At 67.9% G+C, this 24,438-nt stretch carries 22 protein-coding genes; 20 read left to right on the top strand and 2 right to left on the bottom strand.

Annotated elements, in window-relative coordinates:
- The first annotated feature begins 10 nt into the window (after positions 1-10).
- From RH94_RS14140 to RH94_RS14085, 12 genes are all read left to right on the top strand, one after another.
- Complete coding sequence (locus tag RH94_RS14140; protein WP_073947954.1) at positions 11-769, top strand: hypothetical protein; 759 nt, start codon at positions 11-13, stop codon at positions 767-769.
- Positions 770-998: 229 nt separating this feature from the next.
- The gene (locus RH94_RS14135; RefSeq protein WP_199880947.1) at positions 999-1,469 is read left to right on the top strand and encodes an AAA family ATPase; all 471 of its coding nucleotides are present in this window, start codon (positions 999-1,001) and stop codon (positions 1,467-1,469) included.
- A gap of 64 nt (positions 1,470-1,533) precedes the next feature.
- Positions 1,534-1,722 (top strand): hypothetical protein, encoded by a 189-nt coding sequence (locus RH94_RS40345; RefSeq protein ID WP_143204019.1) that lies wholly within the window; start codon positions 1,534-1,536, stop codon positions 1,720-1,722.
- Between the two features lie 25 nt (positions 1,723-1,747).
- Positions 1,748-2,131, top strand: a complete 384-nt coding sequence (locus tag RH94_RS14130) for a hypothetical protein (protein ID WP_073947953.1) — start codon at positions 1,748-1,750, stop codon at positions 2,129-2,131.
- Entirely contained in the window at positions 2,128-2,928 is an 801-nt protein-coding gene (locus RH94_RS14125; RefSeq protein ID WP_073947952.1) for a DUF317 domain-containing protein, read from the top strand. Before RH94_RS14130 ends, RH94_RS14125 begins: the two co-directional genes overlap by 4 nt.
- Positions 2,929-2,956: 28 nt before the next feature.
- On the top strand, positions 2,957-3,313 hold the full coding sequence (locus RH94_RS14120) for a hypothetical protein (RefSeq protein ID WP_073947951.1): 357 nt from the start codon (positions 2,957-2,959) through the stop codon (positions 3,311-3,313).
- Entirely contained in the window at positions 3,304-4,119 is an 816-nt protein-coding gene (locus RH94_RS14115; RefSeq protein ID WP_073947986.1) for a DUF317 domain-containing protein, read from the top strand. The genes RH94_RS14120 and RH94_RS14115 overlap by 10 nt, the downstream gene beginning before the upstream one ends.
- 626 nt (positions 4,120-4,745) lie before the next feature.
- The gene (locus RH94_RS14105; protein ID WP_073947950.1) at positions 4,746-5,519 is read left to right on the top strand and encodes a DUF317 domain-containing protein; all 774 of its coding nucleotides are present in this window, start codon (positions 4,746-4,748) and stop codon (positions 5,517-5,519) included.
- Between the two features lie 42 nt (positions 5,520-5,561).
- Positions 5,562-7,349, top strand: a complete 1,788-nt coding sequence (locus tag RH94_RS14100) for a type IV secretory system conjugative DNA transfer family protein (RefSeq protein WP_073947949.1) — start codon at positions 5,562-5,564, stop codon at positions 7,347-7,349.
- A complete protein-coding gene (locus RH94_RS14095; RefSeq protein WP_073947948.1) occupies positions 7,346-8,620 on the top strand; it encodes a DNA cytosine methyltransferase in 1,275 nt (424 codons plus the stop codon). Before RH94_RS14100 ends, RH94_RS14095 begins: the two co-directional genes overlap by 4 nt.
- Positions 8,620-9,744, top strand: coding sequence for a DnaB-like helicase N-terminal domain-containing protein (locus RH94_RS14090; protein ID WP_073947947.1), 1,125 nt, complete (start codon positions 8,620-8,622; stop codon positions 9,742-9,744). Before RH94_RS14095 ends, RH94_RS14090 begins: the two co-directional genes overlap by 1 nt.
- A gap of 63 nt (positions 9,745-9,807) precedes the next feature.
- A complete protein-coding gene (locus RH94_RS14085; protein WP_073947946.1) occupies positions 9,808-11,175 on the top strand; it encodes a DUF317 domain-containing protein in 1,368 nt (455 codons plus the stop codon).
- A gap of 426 nt (positions 11,176-11,601) precedes the next feature.
- Here RH94_RS14085 and RH94_RS39600 read toward each other — a convergent pair whose 3' ends face one another.
- Positions 11,602-11,760 (bottom strand): hypothetical protein, encoded by a 159-nt coding sequence (locus RH94_RS39600; RefSeq protein WP_234425758.1) that lies wholly within the window; start codon positions 11,758-11,760, stop codon positions 11,602-11,604.
- An 85-nt stretch (positions 11,761-11,845) separates the two neighbouring features.
- On the opposite strand from RH94_RS39600, the gene RH94_RS14080 reads away from it, so the two are divergent.
- Together RH94_RS14080 and RH94_RS14075 are read left to right on the top strand one after the other, a co-directional pair.
- Positions 11,846-12,502, top strand: coding sequence for a DUF6308 family protein (locus RH94_RS14080; protein ID WP_158073050.1), 657 nt, complete (start codon positions 11,846-11,848; stop codon positions 12,500-12,502).
- A 102-nt stretch (positions 12,503-12,604) separates the two neighbouring features.
- The gene (locus RH94_RS14075; protein ID WP_073947944.1) at positions 12,605-14,047 is read left to right on the top strand and encodes a DNA phosphorothioation-associated putative methyltransferase; all 1,443 of its coding nucleotides are present in this window, start codon (positions 12,605-12,607) and stop codon (positions 14,045-14,047) included.
- Here the strand turns inward: RH94_RS14075 and dndA are convergent, their stop codons facing one another.
- Positions 14,048-15,202 (bottom strand): cysteine desulfurase DndA, encoded by a 1,155-nt coding sequence (gene dndA / locus RH94_RS14070; RefSeq protein WP_079189021.1) that lies wholly within the window; start codon positions 15,200-15,202, stop codon positions 14,048-14,050.
- Positions 15,203-15,464: 262 nt separating this feature from the next.
- Here dndA and dndB point away from each other — a divergent pair, with 262 nt between their 5' ends.
- The 6 genes from dndB (at position 15,465) to RH94_RS14040 (ending at position 24,381) form a co-directional block, all read left to right on the top strand.
- Positions 15,465-16,604, top strand: coding sequence for a DNA sulfur modification protein DndB (dndB, locus tag RH94_RS14065; protein ID WP_073947943.1), 1,140 nt, complete (start codon positions 15,465-15,467; stop codon positions 16,602-16,604).
- A complete protein-coding gene (gene dndC / locus RH94_RS14060) occupies positions 16,601-18,181 on the top strand; it encodes a DNA phosphorothioation system sulfurtransferase DndC (protein ID WP_073947942.1) in 1,581 nt (526 codons plus the stop codon). Before dndB ends, dndC begins: the two co-directional genes overlap by 4 nt.
- Positions 18,168-20,195 (top strand): DNA sulfur modification protein DndD, encoded by a 2,028-nt coding sequence (gene dndD / locus RH94_RS14055; RefSeq protein ID WP_073947941.1) that lies wholly within the window; start codon positions 18,168-18,170, stop codon positions 20,193-20,195. Before dndC ends, dndD begins: the two co-directional genes overlap by 14 nt.
- The gene (gene dndE, locus RH94_RS14050; protein WP_073947940.1) at positions 20,185-20,565 is read left to right on the top strand and encodes a DNA sulfur modification protein DndE; all 381 of its coding nucleotides are present in this window, start codon (positions 20,185-20,187) and stop codon (positions 20,563-20,565) included. The genes dndD and dndE overlap by 11 nt, the downstream gene beginning before the upstream one ends.
- A gap of 890 nt (positions 20,566-21,455) precedes the next feature.
- Positions 21,456-22,142, top strand: a complete 687-nt coding sequence (locus RH94_RS14045; protein ID WP_143204017.1) for a GIY-YIG nuclease family protein — start codon at positions 21,456-21,458, stop codon at positions 22,140-22,142.
- 7 nt (positions 22,143-22,149) lie between these two features.
- Complete coding sequence (locus RH94_RS14040; RefSeq protein WP_073947938.1) at positions 22,150-24,381, top strand: ParB N-terminal domain-containing protein; 2,232 nt, start codon at positions 22,150-22,152, stop codon at positions 24,379-24,381.
- The last annotated feature ends 57 nt before the right edge of the window (positions 24,382-24,438 follow it).

The following is a 24,438-nucleotide window of genomic DNA, read 5'->3' as shown; positions in this document are numbered from 1 at the left end:
CAAGGACACCATGCACCACCACGAACATTCCGAACGCCTCGCCTCCTACGCTGACGTCCTCGCCGGCGAACTCCCCGGCGCCTGGACCAGCACCTACCACCCGTCCGACCACAAGGACGACCTCGCCGAACTCGCCCACCGAGTCTGGGACCTGGACCTCATCGCCGAGTCCCTGGCCGAGCACCCGCTGCAGCAGGCGGCCATCCTGACCCGCCCGGACGGCGCTCAGCTCGTCCTCCTCGACCGGCACGACGAACGCGACGGCTTCCTCATCGCCGCTGTCGCCCCGCGTGATCTCCCCGATGAGGCGTACCGCAGTGTGCGCGAGCCCAACGGCATCGCCCTGCCGGATGATCCCTTCCAGGGTGCCGAGCAAGTCGCCGGTGACCTGCTCGCCCGCTACGACATCGCACTCGCCCAGGTCCGCCACAACGCCGCGGCCAACGTCCAGCCGTCGCAGCCGGATCGGGTCGTGCTGACCTGGCAGTCCGACGGCAGCCTCGCCGCCGCCCCCGTCGGAAAGACCGCCACCGCCGTACTGGCCGCCAACGGTTTCGTCCCAGACCAGCAGACCGGTGTCTACCGCCTCAGCGGCGACGACACCGCCGTGCAGGCCCGCGCGGTACGCAACACCGGCCAGCAGCTGGGCGACCAGGGCATCGCGATCGCGCTGCAGCACCCCTCGGGGCGGATCGCCCCAACGGCGACACCGCCGGCCGCGCCCCCGGCCTCGGCTACGCCCCGCGCGTCGGCGACCAGATCCCGGTGAGGCAGAACGAACCCGATTTCCTGATGCTGGAGTCATCACCATCGCCAAGGCCCCTGCACCGGGCTGGCCATTGCCCTCGGCGGCACCGAGCAAGCGGCCGGCATTCTTCAGCGAACCGGCTTCCTCGACACCCCCGGTCAAGTAGCCGAAGCAGCAAGGAGGTTGGGGGCAACGGTCCGGCCCCCGTCAGCCGGCCCCGGGAGCGAGGCGGCTCGCATAGGCTCGCTCCGTGAAGGTCTTGATCACCGGAATGTCGGGCACCGGCAAGTCGACGGCACTCCGTCTCTTGCACCGGCGAGGGCACAGGACGGTGGACACCGATACCAACGCCTGGAGTCAATGGGTGACGCTGCCCGACGGCTCCACCGACTGGATCTGGCGCGAGCAGGCCATCACGGACCTGCTCAGCAGCCACACCGAGGGCAGCCTCTTCGTGGCCGGCTGCAAGACCAACCAAGGCCGGTTCTATCCCCTGTTCGACCACATCGTGCTGCTGAGCGCACCGGCCGAGGTGCTGCTGGCTCGGATCGCAGCCCGGACCGACAACCCCTACGGCAAGCGGCCCGAAGAACGAGACGCTGTTCTCCACCACCTGACCACCGTCGAACCGCTGCTGCGCGCCACCGCGACCGCCGAGATCGACGCCACCGCACCCGTCGAACGCGTCGTCCAGCAGCTGGAAGAACTCGCCGAGCACTGACCTCGGGACAGCCGCAACCCCGGAAGCAACGGGACACCACAGACTGCCCCGCGCCGCGTCACAGGTGGAGTCGGCGATCGCTACAGCACTCCACCACCTGGGGAATTACGAGCTCCGCCTCGCGACCGCCTTGTTCCGCCGCTACCTGCGCGCCCGCATCCCCATCGGCCCCGACCACACCACGCCGCTGGCCGGCGCACGCCCCGAGGCCGCTCTCGCCGAGACCCAGCGCACCGGCCACCACCATCACTGATCCCGACACCGCGTTCTGGAGGAGCATGCCTCACCCCACCCCGCACCCGGTGCGGCTGGCCGACGAGATCACCCGCCGGCTCGGCCAGCTCACCGACCACCTCGCCCGACTTCCCCCACACGAGGCCACGCACGTCATCGCACGTGTACTCGACCCAGACGCCGGAGTTCTCGGCGGCGTCACCGGCCTCGTCACCACCAGCAGCAGGTTCGCCAAGGTCCAGGCCGAGCGCGGGGCGCTGCCGGCGGAGGTATGGCTCGCGCTCGGCCGCGCGGCGAACGAGCTTGACGCCATGGGCGGCGACCTGGACGAACACCGCGAGACCCTGCGCCGTGTCAGCAGACAGACCGCCACCAGCATGTCGAAGCCGCCGTCCCCTGCACCGCTCGTTGCCCGGCGGCGCCGGTGAGAAAGAGACAGCGGCAGCACTGGGGGCCGGGCGAGCAGCCCGAACAGCACTATCTCGTCGAGCCCCGCGCCCTCGCCGGCGGTGGCGACCTCCGCCACGTCTCCGAGTTCTTGCGCGCTTCCGGCTGGCGGGACAAATCCAAAAAGGACGGGCGTTTGATCATGGAGAGCCCGGACCGTACGGTGCGAATCTCCTACAACCCCCACATGCTGCCGGGCGGATGGACCATCCACGGCACGGCGCAGGGACAGCAGGCCGAGTGGTGGGCGGTCCTGGGCCGGCAGACGCCGGTGGAGATCGTCGCCGGGCTGACCGATGCCCTCACCCGTCCGCGCTCCGCCCACGCCCCCAACGTGTGGGCACCCCTGGAAGAACAGCATTGGCAAACCCGGCCCGAAGGCAGGCACTACACCGCAACGAGCCCTGACGGAGCAGCGTGGTTGCACTTCCGTCAGGACCCGAACGGCAACGCCATGTGGTGGTCCGGCGCGAGGGATCGGCAGGGCAACGGCTGGACCGCCCAGTTCACCCCCAGCACCCCGATGCACCTCGTGCAAGCCTTCTCGGCCGCCCTGGCCAGTCCCGAACCGGTGATGCGCCCGCGCGGACGCGTCCCGCACAGCGCGCAGATCCGGACCACGTCCGTCTCCGTCCTGCCCTCCCAGCTCAGCGCCTGGCAGCAGGCCCGTGTCGCCGCTGCCCGCGCCGCCACCTGGACCCGCAACTGGAATGCCAACCGGCCGCGCACCACAGTCCGTCCCCACGCTCACGCCGGCACCGCCCGCGCCCGCCGCTGACCCCCGAAGCCGATCACCGAGGAACCCTGTGCCCGCACTCACCCCGGACACCATCCGCGCCACCACGGACACCCTGTCCCACCTCACCGAATACCTGCGCCAGGACCCGGATCCCGCCGAGGCACTCGCTCTCGTCGAGCCGCTGCTCGACGAGTACACCGGCCTTCCCGTCCAGCTCGCCGACGCCCTGCGCGCCCTCGCCCGCGCCATACAGAACCACCCGGACACCCCGCGCACCGCCGCAGTCGACCTCCTCCTCCAGGAGCTGCGCACCGCGGCCTGGGAGCAGGCCGACCAGCACACCCTCCACTACGTCCTGGACGATCTGCGCGCCCTGTACGCGAACGCACCGACGAGCACACCGGGGTGCGGCCGGTGCCGGTGACTGAGCAGCAGCTCGCTGCCTTCGCCGACACCCACGCCTGGCGAATCCCGTTCGACACCAGCCCCCGCCACCTCGCCGGCCCCGGCGACGCCCGGCACGTCACCCACGGCCTGGCCGCCGCCGGCTGGCGGCGCACCTCCGACCCACTCAGCCCCGAGATCGTCCTCATCAGTCCCGACCTGCGCTACAGCCTCCAGTTCGACCCGCAGTCCGCCACCTCCGCTCGGTGGCGGCTGCGGGCCGAGCCCACCGACACCGAATCAGGCTGGTACGCCGAATTCGGCGAACTCGTCCCCGCCGAGGTCCTGGGCGCTGTCACCGACGCCCTCGTCACCCCCTCGGCCGCCGAGCCACGAGACCCCCTGGACGCGGCGGACGCCGCGGGCTGGCTCATCGATGCGCGCGGTGCGGCCAGCTCGCCGGACGCCGCGTGCCACGTCGAACGGCGCCCCGAACGAAACGCCGCCGTGTCCTGGCATGTGGAGGCGCACGAGCCCGGACACGGTTCCCGCGGCCCCCGGCTGTGGCACGCCTGGTTCGATGCCCAGACGCCCACCCGCCTGGTGGAAGCCTTCGTCACCGCACTCGCCGACCCCGTCCCGCTCCAGCGCGGCATGTTCGACCGTACCGCCCACGGCGCCGTGCAGGAGCCGAGCCCCCTGTCCCCGCAGCACGTGGTCGACGCGCACACCGAGCGCGTCCGCGCCCTTCGTGCCCGGGCCCGTGCCGCCCGGCGGCGCCCCCAGCCTGAGACGGCCAAGGCCCCCGCTCCGCCGCCATCCCCGTCTGCCTCCCTGCGGCGATGACCGCCGAACGGGACTCCGAACGTCACCGCTCTTCAAGGACCCGTCATTTCCGCCATCCCCGACTCCCACCGCGCCGCGCTGAAGCAGCTCTCCGCCTTCCTGCGCGAGAGCGCCTACATCCTGGCCAACTGGGACTACTACTCCGAAGAGAACACCGACCTCGACGGCTGGCCGTTCGACGAGCACGCCTACGGCCTCCGCCAGAGCCAGCGCGACCGCGAGACCGCCAAGGCGTTCGAGGCCGTCCGCCCCACCGCGCGACAACTCCTCGCCACCGCGGAAGAACAACTCGCCCAGCTGCCCGCCCGCGCGGTCCAGACCCGCTGGGCCTGGCAGCTCGGCACCCTGCGCGACGCGCTCGACCGCCTGGACGCCCTACGCCAGGAGTGGCAGCAGACCTGCGCCGACCTCCCCCTCACCGCCCGGCCCGGCGCGCCGGCGTACGACGACGCGCTCGCCGACCACGACGCCGAGGCGTGGAGCTACCTCGACGACTGGGCCACCCACGGCCACGCCGTCATCGACATCAACACCGCTGCCCGCAGCACCCCCTCGCCCCTGGCCCCGCCGCCGACAGCGAAGCCGGCGCCCGTGTCCGGCCGGACCGCCCCGGTACGGAGGTAGTGGTGCCCCCGTCTCCCGAGACCGTAGAGGTCGAGTACATCACGCCACGCCACCTGGCCGGCGGCGGTGACCCCGCCTGGATCACCGTGCCCCTGCACCGCGCCTGCGGCTGGAGCCACGGCGACGACCCCTTGATGCCGCGCGTCATCCTCACCAGTCCCGACCAGAAGGCCCAACTCCGGCTGGATCCCGCCCCCGACGGACAGTGGTGGACCCTCCACCACGCTCCCGACCGCGGCCGGCTCGCCTGGTACGCGAGCTTCGGTGCCCACACCCCGGTCGAGATCATCGCCGGTTTCGTCGACGCCCTCACCGACCCGCGCCCCACGCGCGGCAAGGAGGCTGATCCTTACGGCCCGCTCCGGCAAGCCGGCTGGGGACCCGCGCCGACCGAGAACGGCCTCGCCTCACCCGACGCAACGGCCTACGTCCAACGCCCCGTCGGCCAAGAGACCGGCCCCTGGGTCGCCACCGCCACGCTCAGTGCATCCCGCCCGGTCTGGCAGGCCCGCTTCGACGAACACACGCCCCCGCATCTGATCGCCGCGTTCACCGCCGCCCTCGCCGCCCCAACTCCGGCAATCCGCACCGCCCCGGGACGCCTGCCGACCCGCGACCCGAACCGCATCACACGGACCGAGGCGAACGTGCCCGTCGACCTGATCGCCTTCGCCCTGGAGAACCGCATCCGCACACTCGCCGCCCGTCGCAGCGCACACCTGGCGGCCCCGAGCACCCCGCGACGCCCGCCTGCCCACCCGGGCCGCACCCGCTGACCCACGCCTCCCGCCCCGCCCCCGCCCGGAAGCACATCGCCCTTGCCCCTTTCCACCAACAAGCCCTCCGACGGCTACGACATCGCCTTCCGCCTCCTCCTGGGCGTGGCCGCCGTCGTCGTCCCCCTGTCCCACCTCGCGTGGCTGGCCGGCAACATCACCGCCTGGCTGGCCGGCCGGCCCTGGGCCGCATACGCGCCCACCACTGCGCTGCTCCACCCCGACCAGCTCTGGCCCCACACGGGCGAAACATCCCTGCTCATTGGGGCCCGCATCGTCCCCGTCGCCGCGCTGCTCGCGCTCGCCGCCGCAGGCGGCGTCCTGTGGTCGCGCCACAAGACCAGTGGAGGACGGAAGAAGAAGATCGCCGGCATGGCCAAGCCCCGGGACATCGAGCCGCTGATGGCCAAGGCCATCACCGACAAGGCCCGCTCCCTGCGGCCGAGCCTGAAGACCGCCAAGCGCATCGACGCCCGTGACACCGGCGTCCTCCTGGGCAACCTGCAGGGCACGAAGCACGAGGTCCGCATGGGGTACGAGGACGTCGCCGTCGCGATCATGGCTCCGCGCTCCGGCAAGACCACGTCGCTGGCGGTCCCCTCGATCCTCAACGCGCCCGGCCCGGTCCTGCTGACCTCGAACAAGGCGGCGGGCGACGCGTACACCGCGACCATCGACGCCCGGGCCGCGGTGGGGCGGGTGTGGTCGATGGACCCGCAGCAGATCGCCCACGCCGCCCGCGAGATGTGGTGGAACCCCCTCGCGGACGCCAAGACGCTGGACGGTGCCGGCCGCCTGGCCGGGCACTTCCTCGCCGCGAGCGTGGACGCCTCCCAGCAGGGCGACTTCTGGTCGAAGGCCGGATCCAACATCCTGTCGCAGCTCTTCCTCGCCGCCGCGCTCGATGACCGGCCCATCACCGACGTCATGCAGTGGCTCGCCTTCCCCGCCGACCGCACCCCGCTGGACATCCTCCGCGACCACGGCTTCACCGCCGTCGCCGCCCAGCTCAAGGGCACCGTCGAGGGCCCGCCCGAGACCCGCGACGGCATCTACGAGACCGCCCGCCAGTACGCCGCCGCCCTGCTGAACTCCGAGATCGCCGCCTGGGTCACCCCGCAGAAGGACGTCCCCGAGTTCCGCCCGTCGCAGTTCGTCACCTCCACCGACACGCTCTACCTGTTGAGCAAGGACGGCGGAGGCGGAGCGAGCGCGCTGATCGCGGCGTGCGCGGACTCCGTGATGCGGGCCGCGACCGCCCAGGCCGAGCGCGTCGGCGGGCGCCTCGACCCGCCGATGCTGGCGATCCTCGACGAGGCCGCCAACGTCTGCAAGATCTCCGACCTGCCGGATCTGTACTCCCACCTCGGCAGCCGCGGGATCATCCCGATCACCATCCTGCAGTCCTACCGCCAGGGCCAGAAGGTCTGGGGAGACGCGGGCATGGACGCCATGTGGTCGGCCTCCACCGTGAAGGTCATCGGCTCCGGCATCGACGACCCGGACTTCGCCGACAAGCTGTCCCGGTTGATCGGCGACCACGACGTCGAGACCACCTCCACCTCCCACTCCGAGTCCGGCAGGTCGACCTCGGTGTCGATGCGGCAGGAGCGGATCCTGCCCGCCGACGCGATCCGCGCCCTGCCCAAGGGCACCGCCCTGTGCTTCGCCACCGGCATGCGCGCCGCCATGCTCGACCTGCGCCCCTGGTACCTGGAGCCCGGCGCCGACGAACTGTCCGCGGCCTCCGCCCGCGCCTCGAAGGCCATCACCGCCCGCGCCGTCGCCAAGCACACCCCCGCACAGGACGACTTCGGGCTGGCCTCTTGATCCTCGACCTCTTCGCGGGACCAGGCGGCTGGAGTCACGCCCTGACCGTGCTCGGCGCACGCGACATCGGCCTGGAGTGGGACGAATGGGCCTGCAAGACCCGCGCCGCCGCTGGCCAGTTGACCATCCGGACCGACGTGGCCCTGTACCCGACGTGGCCATGGGTCGGCCGGACACGGGGACTGATCGCGAGTCCGCCGTGCCAGGCGTGGTCGATGGCCGGCAAGCGCCTCGGCCTGGTGGACCAGCCGCTCGTGCACGAGGCGGTCGCCGACCTCGCCTCCGGCCGAGACACACGTGACCGGCTCCTTGCCGCCTGCCAGGACGATCGCTCGCTTCTCGCGGCCGAACCGATGCGCTACCTCCACGCCCTGAACCTCGCCGGAGAGCCGGAATGGGTCGCCATGGAGGAGGTGCCGGACGTTCTGCCCCTGTGGAAGCAGTACGCGGCCGTGCTGCGGTCCTGGGGCTTCTCCGTATGGACCGGCATCCTCAACGCCGCCGACTACGGGGTGCCGCAGACACGGCGGCGGGCGATCCTGCTCGCCTCCCGCGTCCGCACCGCCGAGCCGCCCCCGCCGACCCACGCCCGAGAGGCAGAACCCGAGTCGCTGTTCGGGCCGGGCCGCGCCTGCTGGGTCAGCATGGCGGAGGCTCTGGGCTGGGGCGCAACCGACCGCCCCGTCCCAACGGTCTGCGCCGGCGGCGGCCCCGGGGGCGGGCCCGAACCGTTCCCCTCCGGTTCCCGCCAGACTCTCGCCCACGCTCGCGACCGCGGCCACTGGCAGCCCCAGCACGCCGGCGCACACGTGGTGCTCGAACCCCAGACCCGCGGTGCGGGCCGGACCGCCCAGCACGGTGCACGCGCCGCCACTCCCGCCCACGCGCCGGCGCCCACGTTCACCAGCAAGGCCACCCACTGGAAGTGGTCCCTGCGCAGCAACAACCAGGCCAACGCCACCGTCCGGCCAGCGACCGAGCCGGCAGGAACACTGTTCTTCGGACACCGCGCCAACGAGTGCACCTGGATCGCCGAGCCCGCCAGCGCCCCACCGCACGAGGAAGCCCATCCCACGCCCGACCCCATCCGGATCACCGCCCCGGAGGCCGGCATTCTGCAGAGCTTCCCCGCCAACTACCCCTGGCAGGGCAACAAGGGCCAGCAGTTCTCCCAGATCGGCAACGCCGTCCCCCCGCTGCTCGCCGCCCACCTCCTCGCACCGCACCTGCGCGTGCCCCTCAACCCCGACGACTTCACCCTGGCTTCCTGATGCCCCGCACCACCGACCCCGACGAGGACGACCACCCCGACACTCATCCGCCGCAACCGGTGTACTACGCCGAACAGGCTCTCCTCGGCGCCCTTCTCCTTCAACCTCACCACCTGAACGACACCACCGAGATCGAGCCCGACGCGTTCTCCCACCCCGCGCATCGCGCCCTGTTCACCGCAATCCGCACCCTGGCAGCCCCCGACCCGGCCCAACACGCCAAGAACACCAAGTGGCTCGACGAGGCCCTCGCCACCGCACGCGAGCACACCCGAGGACTGACCGCCTCCTACCTGCACACGCTGATCCAAAACTGCCCCTCGCCCAGCCACGCGTCCGCGTACGCACGGATGATCGAGACCGATCACGCCCGCCGCACCCTGGAACACCACGCCCACCACCTCACCCAGACCGCGACGGACGCCACCCTCTCCCAACCCGTGGCAGCGACTCTCGCCGCAGCCGACGCGCTTACGGCCTGCCTTGCCGATCTCGCCGCGCGGTTCCCCCCACATCCCGGCTCCCTGCCTCGCACACCCGCGCCACCGCCGCCCCAGGCGCAGGACGCCGACGACGAAGCGGTCGACGAGGAGCGGTTCCTGCTCGCGACCGCGACCGCCCACCCCGCTGAAACCGCGCAAATGCGGTGGCTGACCGTCCAGGACTTCACCCACCCTCTACACGCCGGCCTGTGGCAGTGCCTGACCGCCCTGACCCGACGCGGCGCTCCCGTCGATCCGGTCACAGTCCTGTGGGAGGCCCAGCAGCGGGGCCTGCTCACCGCCGGAGTCGAGCCGGCCGGCCTGCTCAACCTCCTCACGGCAACGGCAGGTTCCCCGCAGTACTGGGGCGAGCGCATCCTCCAACGCTCCCTCCTGACGACCGCCCACGAGACCGGTCGCCGCATCGAGGCATACACCGACGACCCGGCGACCACCCCGTACCAGCTCGTCATCGGCAGCCGCCGCGCCCTGGCCGACCTCAACGCGCTCCGTACCCGCTGGGACCACGCCACCTCGCCGACACCCCCTGGCAGCCGTCCCACGCGCACCAGGGCCGCGACTCCGCCCCGAGCCGGGCCGCCACGCACCGCCACGCCGCCTACCACCCGCATCTCCCGCTGACCCCGACCGCCGGTGGCCGGACCCCCGACGGCCCGGCCACCGGCAGAAGAGAGCGCCAACTCCGTGACGCCGCCTGTTGCCGACGCCCACGTCCGCCTCGATATCCACCCCACGCACCCCAGCGCCGTGACCGCCGTCCTCACCGGCACCAACCAGGACCTGGCCCGCAGCGTGCTGACCGCCTACGGCTTCGAACCCCTCGACGAACACACCCTGGTCATGGCCCGCATCGACCACGAGGAGCCCCACTGGGCCGAGAAAGCCGCCCAGGCCCTCACCTCCCAGGGCATCACCACAGAGATCACCCCCCGGCTACGCGGAGCGATCGACGAAGAATGGGAATGGGCCAACCACCCCATGCCCTGGTGCACACGGGAGGAGGTCCGCGAGATCTCCAACGAAGCCCAGAAGATCTACGACGACATCCGCCACGGACGGCTCCTCATCCACGCCCACGCCGAAGACGGCCACACCACCGTCGCGGTCGGCACCTACCTCGACAGCGGCAAAAGCGTCCACCTCCACGGCGAGAACCACCTGCGCCAGATCGCCGACACCTTCGACTCACCCGCCCAGGCCCTGATGTCCTTCGAACGCGCCCACGAAGACACGATGCGCCCCGGCCCCGCACCGACGACCGACACCGAGCGCCAGGCAGCCGAAGCCCGCACCTCGCTCACCACAACACCCGAGCCCGAACCGGCCACCCCGGAGCCGGAAACCGTCCCGGCCTACACCGCAGACCCCGGCAACCACGACGCCGCCCTCGACCAGTTCCTCAACACCCACGGCGACTGGGAGAAGTGGCGGACCTGGTCCGACGACACCACCCACGCGATCCACGAATCCCAGACCCTGCGCATCGAGCGCATCCACGAAGCCCACCCCCGCGAGACCGCCTGGACCGTGGCCGCCTACGAGACCCCCGTCTCCGACCGCATGTGGCACCTCACCCTCACCGGCGCCACGCCCGCCCCTGTGCTCCAGACCCTGCTGGACAGCCTCGCGGAAGGGGACGCATGGGAGACGGCGATCAAGAGCCCCATCACGGAGAAGACCGTCACCCAGGCCACCCGCGCCCTCACCGACGCCGGCTGGCGGCACACCGTGGACGGGCGCTGGATCTGCTGGGAGACCGCCCAGGGCGACGCAGGCGTCCAGTTCGACGCCTTCGCCGCCCAGAGCCCGCACAGCACTCTCGCCACCTGGACCCTGTGGGCCGGGCCCAGCATCGACCACCCCGCCTGGGCCATCCACGCCTCGCCGTACACGCCCGCCCCGATGATCGCCCGGCTGACCGAGGAACTCGCCCACGGCACCGGCACCCGCCAGCGCATGCCCGCCCCACGGCAGCAGCGTCCTCAGCTCACCACCGCACCGCCCACAGTCGCTCCGGCCGTCCCCAGAACGCAGCCGAGCCCACACCGCTGACCGCTGACATCCCAGCAGCCCCGGCTCGCGGACACGCACGTGACCCCGCGAACGGGGGATATCGCGGGGTCACATGCGCAGCGTACCGCGCGCGAGCCACCACAGGACTTGCGCTGCGCAAATGTGTCACCGATGTCCTGTCCCGCAACAACTAGTCCGTCTCCTTCACGTCTTCGAGGCCGGAGGAAGCTCGCGCTATGCGTCTACGGATCGGCCTCCCCTAACGTCCGCCAGCTCCAGCCCCTCGGCCACCAGGTCACCCTCACTTCCACGACCTGACACCATCCGCCCATCCGCGACATCCGTTCCGCTTCGCAAACGGATGCTGCCGCCTGCCTGGCTGAGCATGTCGATTTTCCGTTCAGCTTCCGTGCAGAAAGCGGGCCCGTACCCAGGGGATGTTGGTACGAACCCGCTCGGCTCGGATCAGGCCATCGGCGCCGGCTCCTGCGTCGGTTCCCTGTGTGCGCGCAGCGCCGTCCAGTACGCCGCCAGCCGGGCCGTTCGGCCGATGGTGAGGGCGCCGACCAGCCAGCCCTCCCGGTGGTAGGCGACCTCCAGGCGCCGGTTTGTCACGTAGTCCACAGCTCGTAGCATGCGCATGAGCATTGCTCTGGTCACGGCTGGGCGTTGCCGTACAAATCATCGAGAGAGCACGGGGAGGGATTACGTGAAGACCGTCGGAACACTGCGTGGTTGTGCGGAGAGGCACCTTCAAACCTACACAGATCCTCGGGGCCCCAGAGCCTTCCGTACGTATGACTGGCAGGGCGATCCGGAACGATTGAGCCCGTTGGACTGTCTGGCGCCGGCCTTGCTGAGCGTTCGCATTGGCTACAAGCAGGTAGTTCCGTTGTTCCGCCCTGACGGTCCAGGGGCTGAAGTTTTACAGGCCATGGAAGCGGTGCTTGCCGACAGAGCATGTGCGACAGCGGACTTCTTGGACGTGACGCTAGATACGTCCACGGGGCCCTGGTCCCTGGTCGATCGAGCTCTGGTCGCTACAGGGGAAGCCAGTGGTACGGGACTGCCGGGCTTCAAGGCCGTTGCCGTCACCAAGATCCTCCACCGCAAGCGGCCTAACCTAGTGCCGATTTTCGACAGCAGCATCTACCAGTTCTACCTCGGGGAAAAGCCAGTTTTCGGAGCCTATAAGGACACCCCTCGCCGCTTGTGGCCGCTCCTGCAAGCAGACCTACGCCGTCAGCAGGAGTGGATCAAAGACCTCATCGCCCCCATCCGCACGCCTGACGAGAGGCCTCTCAGCATTCTTCGAGCGGCAGACATCATTATCTGGGAGCACACGGCCAGTGGATGCGACACGTGACGGTGCCTGCTGACTCTTGGCCGTGTTCGTCGTTGCGTGAGCGTGCTGGGCGGGCATCTTCTACCCTGCTGGTGGTGTCGTTGCCTGGATGCAGGTGTCCGTATGCAGCAGATGTGGGGTAGTGAGCGTCGCCGGACGGCGATCGGGCGGATGACGTTGTCGGTGCCCGCGCGTCAGGCATTGGCGGATCGTCAGTTGATACCGGAGCGGGCGATCCTCGACTACGGCTGTGGTCGTGGTGACGATGTCAGAGCTTTGCAGCAGCTGGACTGCCAGGTGGTGGGATGGGATCCGTATTACCGATCCGACACGCAACTGGTCACCAGCGACGTGGTGTTGCTGACCTACGTGCTGAACGTGATCGAGGATCCGATAGAGCGTCGGCAGACCTTGGAGCGGGCGTGGGAGCTGACCTCGACGCTGCTGGTTGTCTCAGCCCGGCTGACATGGGAGAAGTCGAAGGTCCGCGGTCAGGAGTTCGGTGACGGTTTGCTGACGAGCCGGCAGACGTTCCAGCATCTGTATGCCGCGAGTGAGCTGCGAGAGTACGTGGAGCAGGTGACCGGCGCACGGGTGGTGGCGGCTGCGCCCGGGGTCGTCTACGCGTTCCGAGACGAGGGTGCCCGCCTGAGCTATCTGGCGCAGCGTGTGATCCCGGATGCCGAGTGGCTTGCTTCCGAGGACACTGCTTCAGCGGTCAGTGCCGTGGTGGACTTCTTTGAGCGTAGGGGGCGGGCGCCGGGTATCGAGGAGATGCCGCGGACCGTTGCGGAGCTGTTGGCTCATCTGCGGCCCGGCGAGGTGAAGCGCCTGGTGCGGGAGGGCGCTGATCCTGAGCGGGCTGCAGCAGGGGCTAAGCGTTCGACGCTGAACACATTGCTCTATCTGGCGGTGGAGCTGTTCAACGGTCGGGGGCCGTTTGGGAGTCTGCCGGTGGGCCTGCAGCAGGACGTGCGCACGTTCTTCAGCTCCTACAAGGAGGCGTGCCAGCGGGCTGACCGACTATTGTTCAAGCTCCGTGACGACGGCTATGTGCGCAATGCTATGAGTGCCTCTGTTGCGGGCAAGGTGACCCCGACGGCGCTGTATGTGCATCGGCGCGCGCTGGAGCGGATCCCGACGGTGTTGCGCTTGTACGAGCACTGCGCATCGATCGCTGCGGGTCGCCCGGAGCAGTGGACGGTGGCGAAGCTCAAGCATCAGGGGCGGGCCGTGTCGTGGCTGGACTACCCGGACTTTGACAAAGACCCACATCCGCGGATCAGGTCCTCCTACATGGTGGACCTGCAGACGCTTCAGGCATCCCATCTCTCTTATGAGAGCTCGACCAACCGGCCGCTGCTGCACCGCAAGCATGAGTTTCTGGCGCCGGATGATCCGGACGTGCCGCGGTATCGGCGGTTGACCGAGTCTGAGATGCGGGCGGGGTTGTATGAACGGCCGCACCTGATCGGGACCGAGAACGGCTGGGAAGCCGAGCTCGTCAGGTGCGGCCGGCAGCTGCGTGGGCACCGCCTGGTGCGTCGCACCGACGTTCAAGAGTGATCAGTTTTCCTGAGGCTGCATGTGGGCGATGGTCTCGGCGATGGGCAGCGGGTCGAAATCCCTCGTCTGCGGAGGAAACCAGGAAAACCGCAGCCCGTTGGCGGCCACGTCGTCGGGGAGGCCCATCGCCTTAAGCACGTGGCTGGGGGTGTAGGAGGCGCTGGTGCACGCCGATCCTGTTGCAATGGCGACCTGGTCCTTGAGCCGGACGATCAGTGCTTCAGCGTTGAGCTGGTCGAAAGTGACATTGAGGATGTGCGGGACCGTGTGCGTCTGGTCTCCATTGAGACGGAAGCGTGTCTTGCCGAGCGCCTCCAAGATCCGCTCGCGCATCGCTCGCGCCTCGCGCTCCCAGTTCTCCCGGCTCTCGTGGAAGATCTTAGTGGCCTCGTAGAAGCCCATGATCAGGGGAACGGGGAGAGTGCCGGGACGCAGCTTCCTCTCCTGGCCGCCGCCGAACATGATGGGCTCAAGCGGCACCTTGTCCCATCCTCGACGTCGTGTCACGAGGGCCCCGATGCCCTTCGGCGCTCCGATCTTGTGGCCGCTGATGCTGATCAGATCGATCGGAGCCGTCAGATCACCCGGGACCTTGCCGTATCCCTGAGCGGCGTCGACGTGGAGGTAGGTCGGCGTGGTGCGCAGTTTCTCGGCGAGCTCGGCGACGGGCTGGATGACACCGGTCTCGTTGTTCACGTGCATCAGTGACACGGCGAGGGTGTCGGGGCGCAGCCGCTCCAGTATCGCCTCGACGGAGATGCGGCCGGAGGAGCCGGGCTGGAGGAAGTCGACCTCAAAGCCGCGGGTTTCCTGCAAGTGCAGGAGGGGCTCGATGACGGCTTTGTGCTCGATGGCGGAGGTGATGATGTGCTTCCTGCTGGTTTTCTCGCCGTAGGGGGCGAGTCCGAGCAGCGCGATGTTGTTGGACTCCGTTGCCCCGCTGGTGAAGATCATCTCTTCGGTCTTGGCGTTGACCGTGTCGGCGAGGAAGGAACGAGCTTGCTGTACCGCCTTCTTGGCGCGGGCTCCGTACTCGTGGGTGCGGCTGCCGGCGTTGCCGAAGTCTTCCGTCATCCAGTGCAGGACGACCTCGGCGACCCTCGGGTCCACCCGCGTCGTCGCCGCCACATCCAGATACGCCACCACGGCGCTCACCCGCCTCTGTGCCCGTCCCACGCCACTGCGTACGTCAAGTGATTAACGTACACGCTGCACTCCTGCCGCACGAAACTATCTGCTTGGAAGGTGTCTACAGCAGAAGCTGCTTGGACGGTGTCAACGGCAGGAGCTGTCCGCTTCTTCCTGCTGGCAGCCAGCTGTGTGCCCACCGGGGGCGTCGTACGTCACCTCCCACGCACGGGTACGTTGAAACGAGAGCAACGTACGTTTCCCTAGTCACGTACGCTACAGTTCCGCTGTGCAGACTGAAGCGGCGAGCAAGGCTGCGGGGCGGGCTGTCTCGCGAGCGTCAACTGGCTTTGAATACACGTTCCCTGCCATTCGTGGAGTGCAGGCGGGACGAGAGTTTTACGCCTCGATGTGTCCCTTGCGGCTCATCCCGAAGATCTTCCTCTTCGATGAAGATGATCTTTCGGCCGAGCTGAGAGCCCAACGTGTATTGAACAAGGGGCGGCTTCCCGCACTGGCCCGGTACATCCTGGACAACCCCGACGACTACGTCTTCAGTGCCCTGACCGCGTCGGTGGACGGAGACATGGTCTTCGAAAGCCAGGGAGACGAAGGCCCAGCACACCGTACCGGGCAGCTGCGCATCCCCATGGATGCGCGCTTCCTCATCAACGACGGGCAGCACCGCCGCGCAGCCATCGAACTCGCTCTCAAGGAAGACCCCGACTTGGGGGATGAGACAATCGCAGTCGTCTTCTTCCATGACGCGGGTCTTGCCCGGTCGCAGCAGATGTTCGCCGACCTCAACCGGCACGCGGTGCGGCCGGCCCGCTCCATCGGCGTGCTGTATGACCACCGGGACGTCAACGCCCAGATCACCCGCGCCCTCACGGAACGCTCCGCCATCTTCAAGGGCTTCGTCGAGATGGAAAAGAGCACCCTGTCGGCCCGCTCCCGCAAGCTGTTCACCCTCAGCGCCCTGTACTACGGCAACCGCTCCCTGCTGCAGGGCCTCGAGCTCAAGCAGGACGAGGCCACCGCCCTGGCCCAGGCGTTCTGGGAGACTATCGACGCAGCGCTTCCCGAGTGGGCTCTGGTCCGCCAGAAGCAGCTGTCCGCTCAGGAGATGCGCCGGGACTTCATCCACAGCCACGGCATCGCTCTGCACGCACTCGGTCGGGTCGGCAACGCAATCCTTCGCGAGACCGCGAAGCCCGCACAGTGGAAGAAACGGCTGGCCCCGCTGAAGGACGTGGACTGGGCACGGTCGAACACCGACTGGGAAGGGCGGGCCATCGTCGGTGGCCGCGTCTCCAAGAGCCACCAAAACGTGACACTTACTGTCAATTACTTGCGAAAGCGTCTGGGCCTGGAGCTGAGCCCGGAAGAGCAGCGCGTGGAAGATGCTTACCTGCGAGGCGATGCATGAGCACCATTCCTTTGAATCTCCCGATCACCCCCGTACGACGCAAGCCGTTCAATGGGCGATCGCTGGAAGAGGTCATCGCGGAGCTGACGGCAGAAATCCGCGAGCTCTACACCGCCGACCAGGTGCCCTGGGTCATCGGCTACAGCGGCGGCAAGGACTCCACCGCCGTCCTGCAGCTGGTGTGGATGGCCCTCAAAGACCTGCCCGCCGGGCAGCGCACCAAGACCGTGCATGTCATCAGCACCGACACCCTCGTGGAGAACCCGGTCGTCGCTGCCTGGGTGTCCGCCTCGCTGGGCACCATGCAGAATGCGGCACAGGCACAGGACCTGCCGATCAAGCCGCACCGCCTCACCCCGGAGATAAAGGACACCTTCTGGGTGAACCTGATCGGCCGTGGCTATCCCGCCCCGCGCCCGAAGTTCCGCTGGTGCACTGAACGCCTGAAGATCAAGCCGTCGAACGCCTTCATCCGCAGTGTGGTCGCCGCCCACGGCGAGGCGATCATGGTGCTGGGTATCCGCAAGGCGGAAAGCCAAGCCCGCGCCCGCGCCATGGAAAAGCACGAGAAGCGACGTGTCCGCGACCGCCTCTCACCCAACGCCAACCTGCCGAACTCCCTCGTCTACAGCCCCGTTGAGGACTGGACCAACGACGACGTGTGGGAGTTCCTAATGCAAAAGCCCAACCCATGGGGCTACAACAATCAGGACCTGCTCACCATGTACCAGGGCGCCTCCGGCGACGGTGAATGCCCGCTCGTGGTCGACTCCAGCACCCCCTCCTGCGGCTCTAGCCGCTTCGGCTGCTGGACCTGCACCCTCGTCGAAGAGGACAAGTCCATGTCCGCCATGATCCAGAACGACGAGGAAAAGGAGTGGATGCTCCCTCTGCTGGAGCTGCGGAACAAGCTCGATGCGCCCTTCGGCCACTACCAGGAGGGCGACCCCGACCTTCCGCCCGGCCGCAAGGCACCCTTCCCGCGCCCGGACAAGCCGGCTCGTGACTTCCGCCGGATGAACGGCAAGGTGATGCTGTTCAACGACGGCGCCATCCACGGTCCCTACCTGCAGTCCTACCGCGAAGAGTGGCTGGAGGAACTGCTGAGGGCCCAGACCTGGATCCGTGCCCACGCTCCCGAACACGTTAAGAACATCGAACTGGTCACGCTCGAGGAACTGCACGAGATCCGTCGGATCTGGGTGTTCGACAAGCACGAGGTCGAAGACAGCCTGCCGCGGATCTACCAGGAGTCTACCGGCGAGCCCTTCCCGGGAGGCCCGCTCGACGAGCAGCTCGTCATGGGCTCCGATGAGATGGATGTCCTCAAGCAGGTGTGCGAGGGCGATGACCTGCACTACAACATGGTCCGCGAACTCCTCGCCGTCGAGCGGAAGTACCGCACCATGGCTCGCCGTTCCGGCCTCTTCCAGGCACTCGAGCAGGCCGTGCAGAAGGGCTACTACGAAAACCACGAAGACGCCGTGGAATTCGCTACGCGCAAGAAGAAGTGGCGCGACGAAATCGCCGAGAACCTGACCTTCGACGACGAAAACGAACTCGATGCTCCTGCGTAAGATCACCCTCGAAGAATTCGGGGCCTACCGCGGAAAGCAGTCTCTCGACCTCACCCCCAAGAAGAACAAGCCGATCATCTTGATCGGCGGGCTGAACGGGTGCGGCAAGACGACTCTGCTCGACGCCATCCAGCTGGCGCTCTACGGCAACCGTGCCCGCTGCAGCGGCCGCGGCACCAAGGCGTACGAGACATACCTGCGGGAGAGCATCAACCGCAAGGCCGACCCCAGCCGCGGCTCTGCCATCACCCTCGAGTTCACCGTCATGACCGGTGGGCACGAGCACTACTACCGTATCGTCCGCAGCTGGCACATCAGCGGCAAAACCCTCAAAGAGTTCCTCAACGTCTACGTTGACGAGACCTACGGCGAGCGGGTGAAGACGCGGCGCAACGCGGCGCCAGAGGAGAAGTTCAACCGCCTGCTCAGCGAGGGCTGGGCCGACCACGTCGAGTCCCTGCTGCCGCTGGAGATCGCCTCCCTCGCCTTCTTCGACGGCGAGAAGATCGAATCGCTGGCCAACCCCGAACGGGCAGCGTCCGTCATCGAGTCCGCCGTGCACTCCCTGCTCGGCGTCAGCACCGTCCAGCAGCTACGCAACGACCTTCTGGCCCTGCAGCGGCGCCAGAAGCTCTCCGACGAAGAACAACACCTCCTGGACAACATCCGCACCCAGGAAGCCGAACGCGAGGCGGTGCTGTCCCAGTACGACATCGCCCATCAGGAACTCGCCCAGTCCCGCAGCGAGCTCGGCAAGGCGCAGCGCAAGCTGGAGAGCCTGGAGAAGGCGTTCGCCGACGAGGGCGGCGAGCTGTTCACCCGGCGCGTCGAGCTGGAGAACGACAAGAAGCAGACCCTCGCCCACCTGGCTCAGGTGCGCACGGAGCTCACGCAGCTCGCCGCAGGACCCCTGCCGCTGCTGATGGTCAAGCCGCTCCTGGACGACGTGCGCCGGCAAGCCAGGAGCGAGCAGGAAGCCCAGCAGTCCGCCCAGGTCCTTGAGGTCCTGGAGGAGCGCGACCGGTGGCTGCTGGAGCTGATGCCCGACGCCGTCCGCGCCGAGTTCATCAAGCGACTGGACGACGACCGCGCCGAGCGCGCCGCCAAGACGCAGCTGCCGGTGGATCTGCGGCTGCCCCACGACGCACTGGCCCAGCTCACCATCCTCGACGAACTGCTCCAGCGGGACACCAAGCGCTCCGCGCAGCTGCTGCACAGCGCCGCGGAACTTGCCGAGCAACTGGACCAGCTGGACCGACAGCTCGCTGGCGTTCCCGCCCAGGACAAGGTCGAGGCCCTGCAGGTGGCCCGGGATGAGCAGATCGTGGAGGTCGCCCGCCGCGAGGCGGCCCGCGACCGTGCCGCGGCCAAGCTGGAGGACCTCAAGCGGCGCCGCGAGCACGTCACCACCCTGCTGGAGCGTGCCCACAAGGAGTTCGTCCGCACCAAGGTCAAAGCGGAAGAAGTCGAGCGGATAATCAAGTACTCCGAGAAGGCCCGCAACACTCTCGAGCGTTTCGGCTCCGCACTCCTTGAACGGCACATCAGCCGGCTCGAAGTGGCCGTCCTGCAAAGCTTCAAGGTCCTCATGCGCAAGCAGGCTCTCGTGCATGACTTGCGCATCGACACCGATAAGTTCACCCTCACCCTTGCCGACGCCGACGGCGAGCCCATCGACCCCGCACGCCTGAGCGCCGGCGAGCGGCAGCTCCTGGCCGTCTCGCTGCTGTGGGGCCTGATGCGGGTCGCCGGCAACCGGCTGCCCAGCGTCATTGACACCCCCCTGGGTCGACTCGACAGCCGCCACCGCGAACACCTCGTCGACCGCTACTTCCCCAACGCCAGCGACCAAGTCCTCCTTTTGTCCACCGACGAGGAGATCGACGAGTACCTGCTGAGCCGTTTGAAGAAGTTCGTCGCCCACACCTACACGCTCGTCCACGACGACACCGAGTTCACCACCGCCGTCGTCGAGGGTTACTGGTGGAGTGCAGGAGCACAGCATGCCGGTTGACAACGTCCGCCTGTCCCAGCCGGCCAAGGACCGGCTGATCTACCTCAAGCGCACCACCGGCATCACCCAGTGGAACGTGCTGTGCCGCTGGGCGCTGCTGCTGTCACTGAAAGACCCCTCCACCCCGCTGGTGAAGGACATCGTCACCGACTCCAACGTTGAGATGAGCTGGAAGACCTTCGCCGGCCAGCACGGCGACGTCTACCTGGCCTTGCTCAAACAGCGTTGCGTCGCCATAGGCGAAGAACCCACCGACGACAACATCCAGCGCATCCTGACGGTCCATCTGCATCGCGGCATCGGCTACCTCGGCGCCGACAAGCAGATGGCCACAATCGAAGGTCTGGTAGGCGCCGTCGTGCCCGCCTGACGCACCTCTGTTCGATCCCCCCAGGCAAACCGTCTGGGGGGATCGTCGTATCTGCGCTTTGCGGCCCGGCAGAGGGCTGCCGCAGCGACCGGACGAGTCGCCAAGTCTTCCGCGGGCATGAAGCGGGAGCGGCTGCCCAGCACCTGGCACTCCAGGCGGAGCCGGTCGAGACAGCCGCCAAGCCGTAGGACCGGGTAGTGCTACTGCTGCCCTCCCCTCACGGCCCGCAGATCATCTCATCGTCCGGGTGCGCCGCAACCTCGTACTGTGCGCGCCTGGCGCATGCGACAATGATGTGATCATATTGTGAAAGGTGTAACGGTCAAGCTTCTGGGGTGGGGTGGGTGTTGCGGTTCCTGCCATGGAAGGCGACAGGCGCACGAGTCACATGCGGATGCAGCAGGGGGCCCGGGCTGAGCAGTCGGTGTCCCGTTGGAAGGCGGTCGACGCCTGCCGTTCCTGTAGGTGGCAGCCTTGATCGAGGTAAAGGTCGCATGTCGCCCACGCAGCGGTGGATGCAGTCCGAGGTCCCCAAGGGTCGCCGTGCTTGAGTACGGTCCGGTATCCGAGGGCAACCTTCTGGGAGTCCTGCGTGTCAGTGTGATCGTCTACGCTAAATTTTTCACAAATCGCTGCAGGTGCAACCTGCGGGGGCGCTGCCGCGTCCGGGGGAGAGGATCGAGTATCAGTGCACGTATACGCCAAGATCCCTAATGGCGCTCCGCTGCGTAACGGCATGCCTGCACAGACGAGTCCAGCCAGCCTGCCCGCAACCCGGTCGCACCGCGCGAGCGGTATTGCTCAAGGGGGCACGGTCGGGCTGAATGTTCCCCACGCATGGTGAATGAGGAACATCGGCCTTGAACACTCTCTCGCATAGCCGCTACTCCATGCTGGACGTCGACGAAGCGCCTGAGACTCCCGGTCTGTACGCCTGGTATGTGAGCTTTAGGGCGAGTCCGCATGACTGGAAGATGCAGCCCAGCCCGCAGGGCGATCAAGCCATCGAGGGCTTCCTGCGGTTGCTCAGAAGGTACGCGGGCTACTACGAGCCGCTGCCGATCGCCTTGCGCGGACGCGGTTCCTACGGCGCTGCATGGGAGGGCGACCTCGAACTCGATACGCCGCTGCGACAGCCCGACGAGGAAGCCGGCACTTCCCCCGCGGAGGAGGACAAGCGTCTGGCGATACTCATGGACTCGCTGGACAACCAGGAGCGGCGGCGGGTGATGGCCACCATCCTGGAAATGGCCTCCCCGGTGTTTTCCTCACCGCTGTACATAGGTGTGGCGGAGAACCTGCGCGAGCGTCTGCGCACTCACCGCCGTGATTTCACCAAGGCGTACGACTGGCTGCGTGAGCACCCCGAGGACGCCGCGGCGGTCCGGGCGAAGGGAAAGACGTTCGGCGCGCGGGCGGCTGCCCGCAACATGACCATGCGTCAGCTCGAAGCCTGGGTGATCGATCTGAGCGATCAAGAAGACGACGCTGTGACTCTCAAGCATCTGCGCCACACTGCACAGTCAGCAGAGTGGCTGCTGCACCGGCTGTACGCGCCGATTCTCGGAAGGCAATAGGGAAACGATGTTCGGCTCAGGAACCAAGCTCACGTTCCGCGACTACGTTCAGGGAACGTGGGGCACGTTCACCACGCCGGCAGGTCGGGTGGACTACATCATGACCAAGGCACGGCTCGGCGAGGAGACCGACGATCCCGAGCGCCAGCTCACCAAGAGCCTGGCTCCCGTCCGTGAGGTCATGGAAGCCGGCGATCTGGACTTCAACCAGCTGCTGCAGCGTGACCTGGACGATCATCGCGTGGCGGTCAAGCTGATCCCCTACCTGCTAGATCTCAAGCCGACCGGGCCTGCGTTCCTGCCGCCCATCGTCGCGGTGCTGCTGCCCTTCCGCAGCAAGCGCCCCTCCCATTTCGAATCGCTGGGCCAGCCTAGCGTGGTCGCCGACGACGGCGCCCAGTGGCAGCAGGAGCAGGCGGGCACTGCGTTCCAGATCCAGCGACTGATCGGAGCCAATGACCGTCTCCACCCGGCCAGTGTGGGCAAGCTGTGGTGGAACAAGACCGAGGCGCAGCTGGTCGTCCTCGATGGCCAGCACCGTGCGATGGCTCTCTTGGCCATCGAACGCACGATGACCAAGAGCTGGCAGAACTCTGGCGGTGCCCGCTTCCGCTCCTTCTACGAGAACCAGGTCCTGCAGGCGCTCGACAACTTCGGCGATGTCGACCTCAGCCGTATCGAAGTGCCGGTGACCGTGTGCTGGTTCCCCGACCAGACCGGCGAGAACGCGCGGCCCCATGAGGCTGCGCGCAAGCTGTTCGTGGACGTCAACAAGGAAGCGCGTCCACCGTCGGAGTCCCGGATCATCCTGCTGTCGGATGCCGAATTGAGCAATGTGCTCACCCGCCGCATGCTCAGCGAGCTGCGCAACGACAAGAGCGACTCGCTGCTGCCTATCTATGCGGTGGAGTACGACAACCCCGAGGTGAACTCCACCCGGCCGGCCCGGTGGTCGGTGCTGACCAACATCCACCTGCTGAAGTTCACCGTCGATCGCTGCGTCTTCGGGCCTCCAAAATACCTGAGGGATGTCGCTCAGAAGATCGGCGGCCGGCTCAGCCAGCCGGTGCTGGACGCCTTCATGCAGGGGCAGCTGGACCTCATCAACCTCCTGCCCGACCAGCTCGAGGAAGGCGGCGTCACCTACCAGCGGGACAAGATCGGCAACACGGCGTTCCCCCTGGGATGGATGGACGCCATCAGCGACCAGTTCGCCGCCACCTGGGGCCGGGCGATCCTCACCCTCCTCTCGCGCACCGCCCCCTACGCTGCCCACGCCACGGCCCTGACGCAGCTGAAGGAGGACTGGCACATAGACGACACTGGCCTGACCCTCGCCCACGATGCCCTGTTCAGCGGGGTAGGCGTGTTCTGGACGCTGCGCGACAGCTACGAGCACTATCTGGATGAGAAGACCGCAGGTAGGAAGACGACCAAGTCCGATGTGATCCGCGCCTGGGAGGCGCTGAAGGGACGGGAGGAGATCTTCGAAACCTACCGGGCCCAGGCGTATCTGGACTCCGGTCGCAGCGCCGCGCTCAAGCAGTCGAAGGCTGCCTACGCCGTGTTCAACACCCACGCCTGCCAGCTGGGCATGATGATGACCCTGGGCTCACTCTGGGAGCTGCGCAAGGACCAGCCCGGCGGCGCCGACATCAAGGACCTGCCGCAGTTCGCGGAGGCGCTGGTGAAGGCGTGGAACGCCTACTTCGCTTTGGAGGCGGGCAAGGCCAAGGACCGCAGGCTTGCCTTCAACAAGAACGAGATCGCCCATCCTCTGAACCAGATCGCCAACATGGACACCCCGCAGGCGGTCTACTTCCGTTACTTCTGGCTCCAGGTACTGGACACCCCTCAGGCGTGGGCGCACATCTCTGTCTGGTTCACCGACCGGACCGGATTCGACGACAAGCTCGGCGCTGCGCGGGGCCTGTACCTGAGCTTGTGCCAGGACCAGCAGCTGAAGGCACTCAAGACCAGCCGGCCCGGCGTCACCGACACGACGAAGCTGCGGAAGGAGGCGGAAAAGGCCGCCCGTGCTGCGCTCGGCCGCGCCCTGAAGGAGTGGTTCTACGGCTCTGACGAGCCGTACAAGAACTGGCTGGCGCAGTTCGACCAGCACGGGGTGCCCGCGCAGGAGCCGCAGGACGCGCAGGCGGAGAGCGAAGACGGTGCAGCCGGCGCCGAGGAGATCGAAGACGAGCCGGTGAGCAGTGTGAACGATCTTCTGAGTGAGTGAGCGGTGCCCGGCGGCGAGGACCAAAAGAAGTCCTTGCCGCCGGGCACCGCAGCGGGT

This window comes from Streptomyces kebangsaanensis (assembly GCF_001906585.1).
Classification (GTDB): domain Bacteria; phylum Actinomycetota; class Actinomycetes; order Streptomycetales; family Streptomycetaceae; genus Streptomyces; species Streptomyces kebangsaanensis.
The sequence above is the reverse complement of the archived record's forward strand: the minus strand, read 5'-3'. Positions and strand labels throughout refer to the sequence as shown.

What these genes read in the sequence shown, in the direction of transcription:
- RH94_RS14075 (WP_073947944.1), top strand. Translation starts at nt 12,605, where the DNA reads ATGCAGCAGATGTGGGGTAGTGAGCGTCGCCGGACGGCGATCGGGCGG.
- dndD (WP_073947941.1), top strand. Translation starts at nt 18,168, where the DNA reads ATGCTCCTGCGTAAGATCACCCTCGAAGAATTCGGGGCCTACCGCGGA.
- RH94_RS14130 (WP_073947953.1), top strand. Translation starts at nt 1,748, where the DNA reads ATGCCTCACCCCACCCCGCACCCGGTGCGGCTGGCCGACGAGATCACC.
- dndC (WP_073947942.1), top strand. Translation starts at nt 16,601, where the DNA reads ATGAGCACCATTCCTTTGAATCTCCCGATCACCCCCGTACGACGCAAG.
- RH94_RS14040 (WP_073947938.1), top strand. Translation starts at nt 22,150, where the DNA reads ATGTTCGGCTCAGGAACCAAGCTCACGTTCCGCGACTACGTTCAGGGA.
- RH94_RS14090 (WP_073947947.1), top strand. Translation starts at nt 8,620, where the DNA reads ATGCCCCGCACCACCGACCCCGACGAGGACGACCACCCCGACACTCAT.
- RH94_RS14045 (WP_143204017.1), top strand. Translation starts at nt 21,456, where the DNA reads ATGCTGGACGTCGACGAAGCGCCTGAGACTCCCGGTCTGTACGCCTGG.
- RH94_RS14140 (WP_073947954.1), top strand. Translation starts at nt 11, where the DNA reads ATGCACCACCACGAACATTCCGAACGCCTCGCCTCCTACGCTGACGTC.
- dndE (WP_073947940.1), top strand. Translation starts at nt 20,185, where the DNA reads ATGCCGGTTGACAACGTCCGCCTGTCCCAGCCGGCCAAGGACCGGCTG.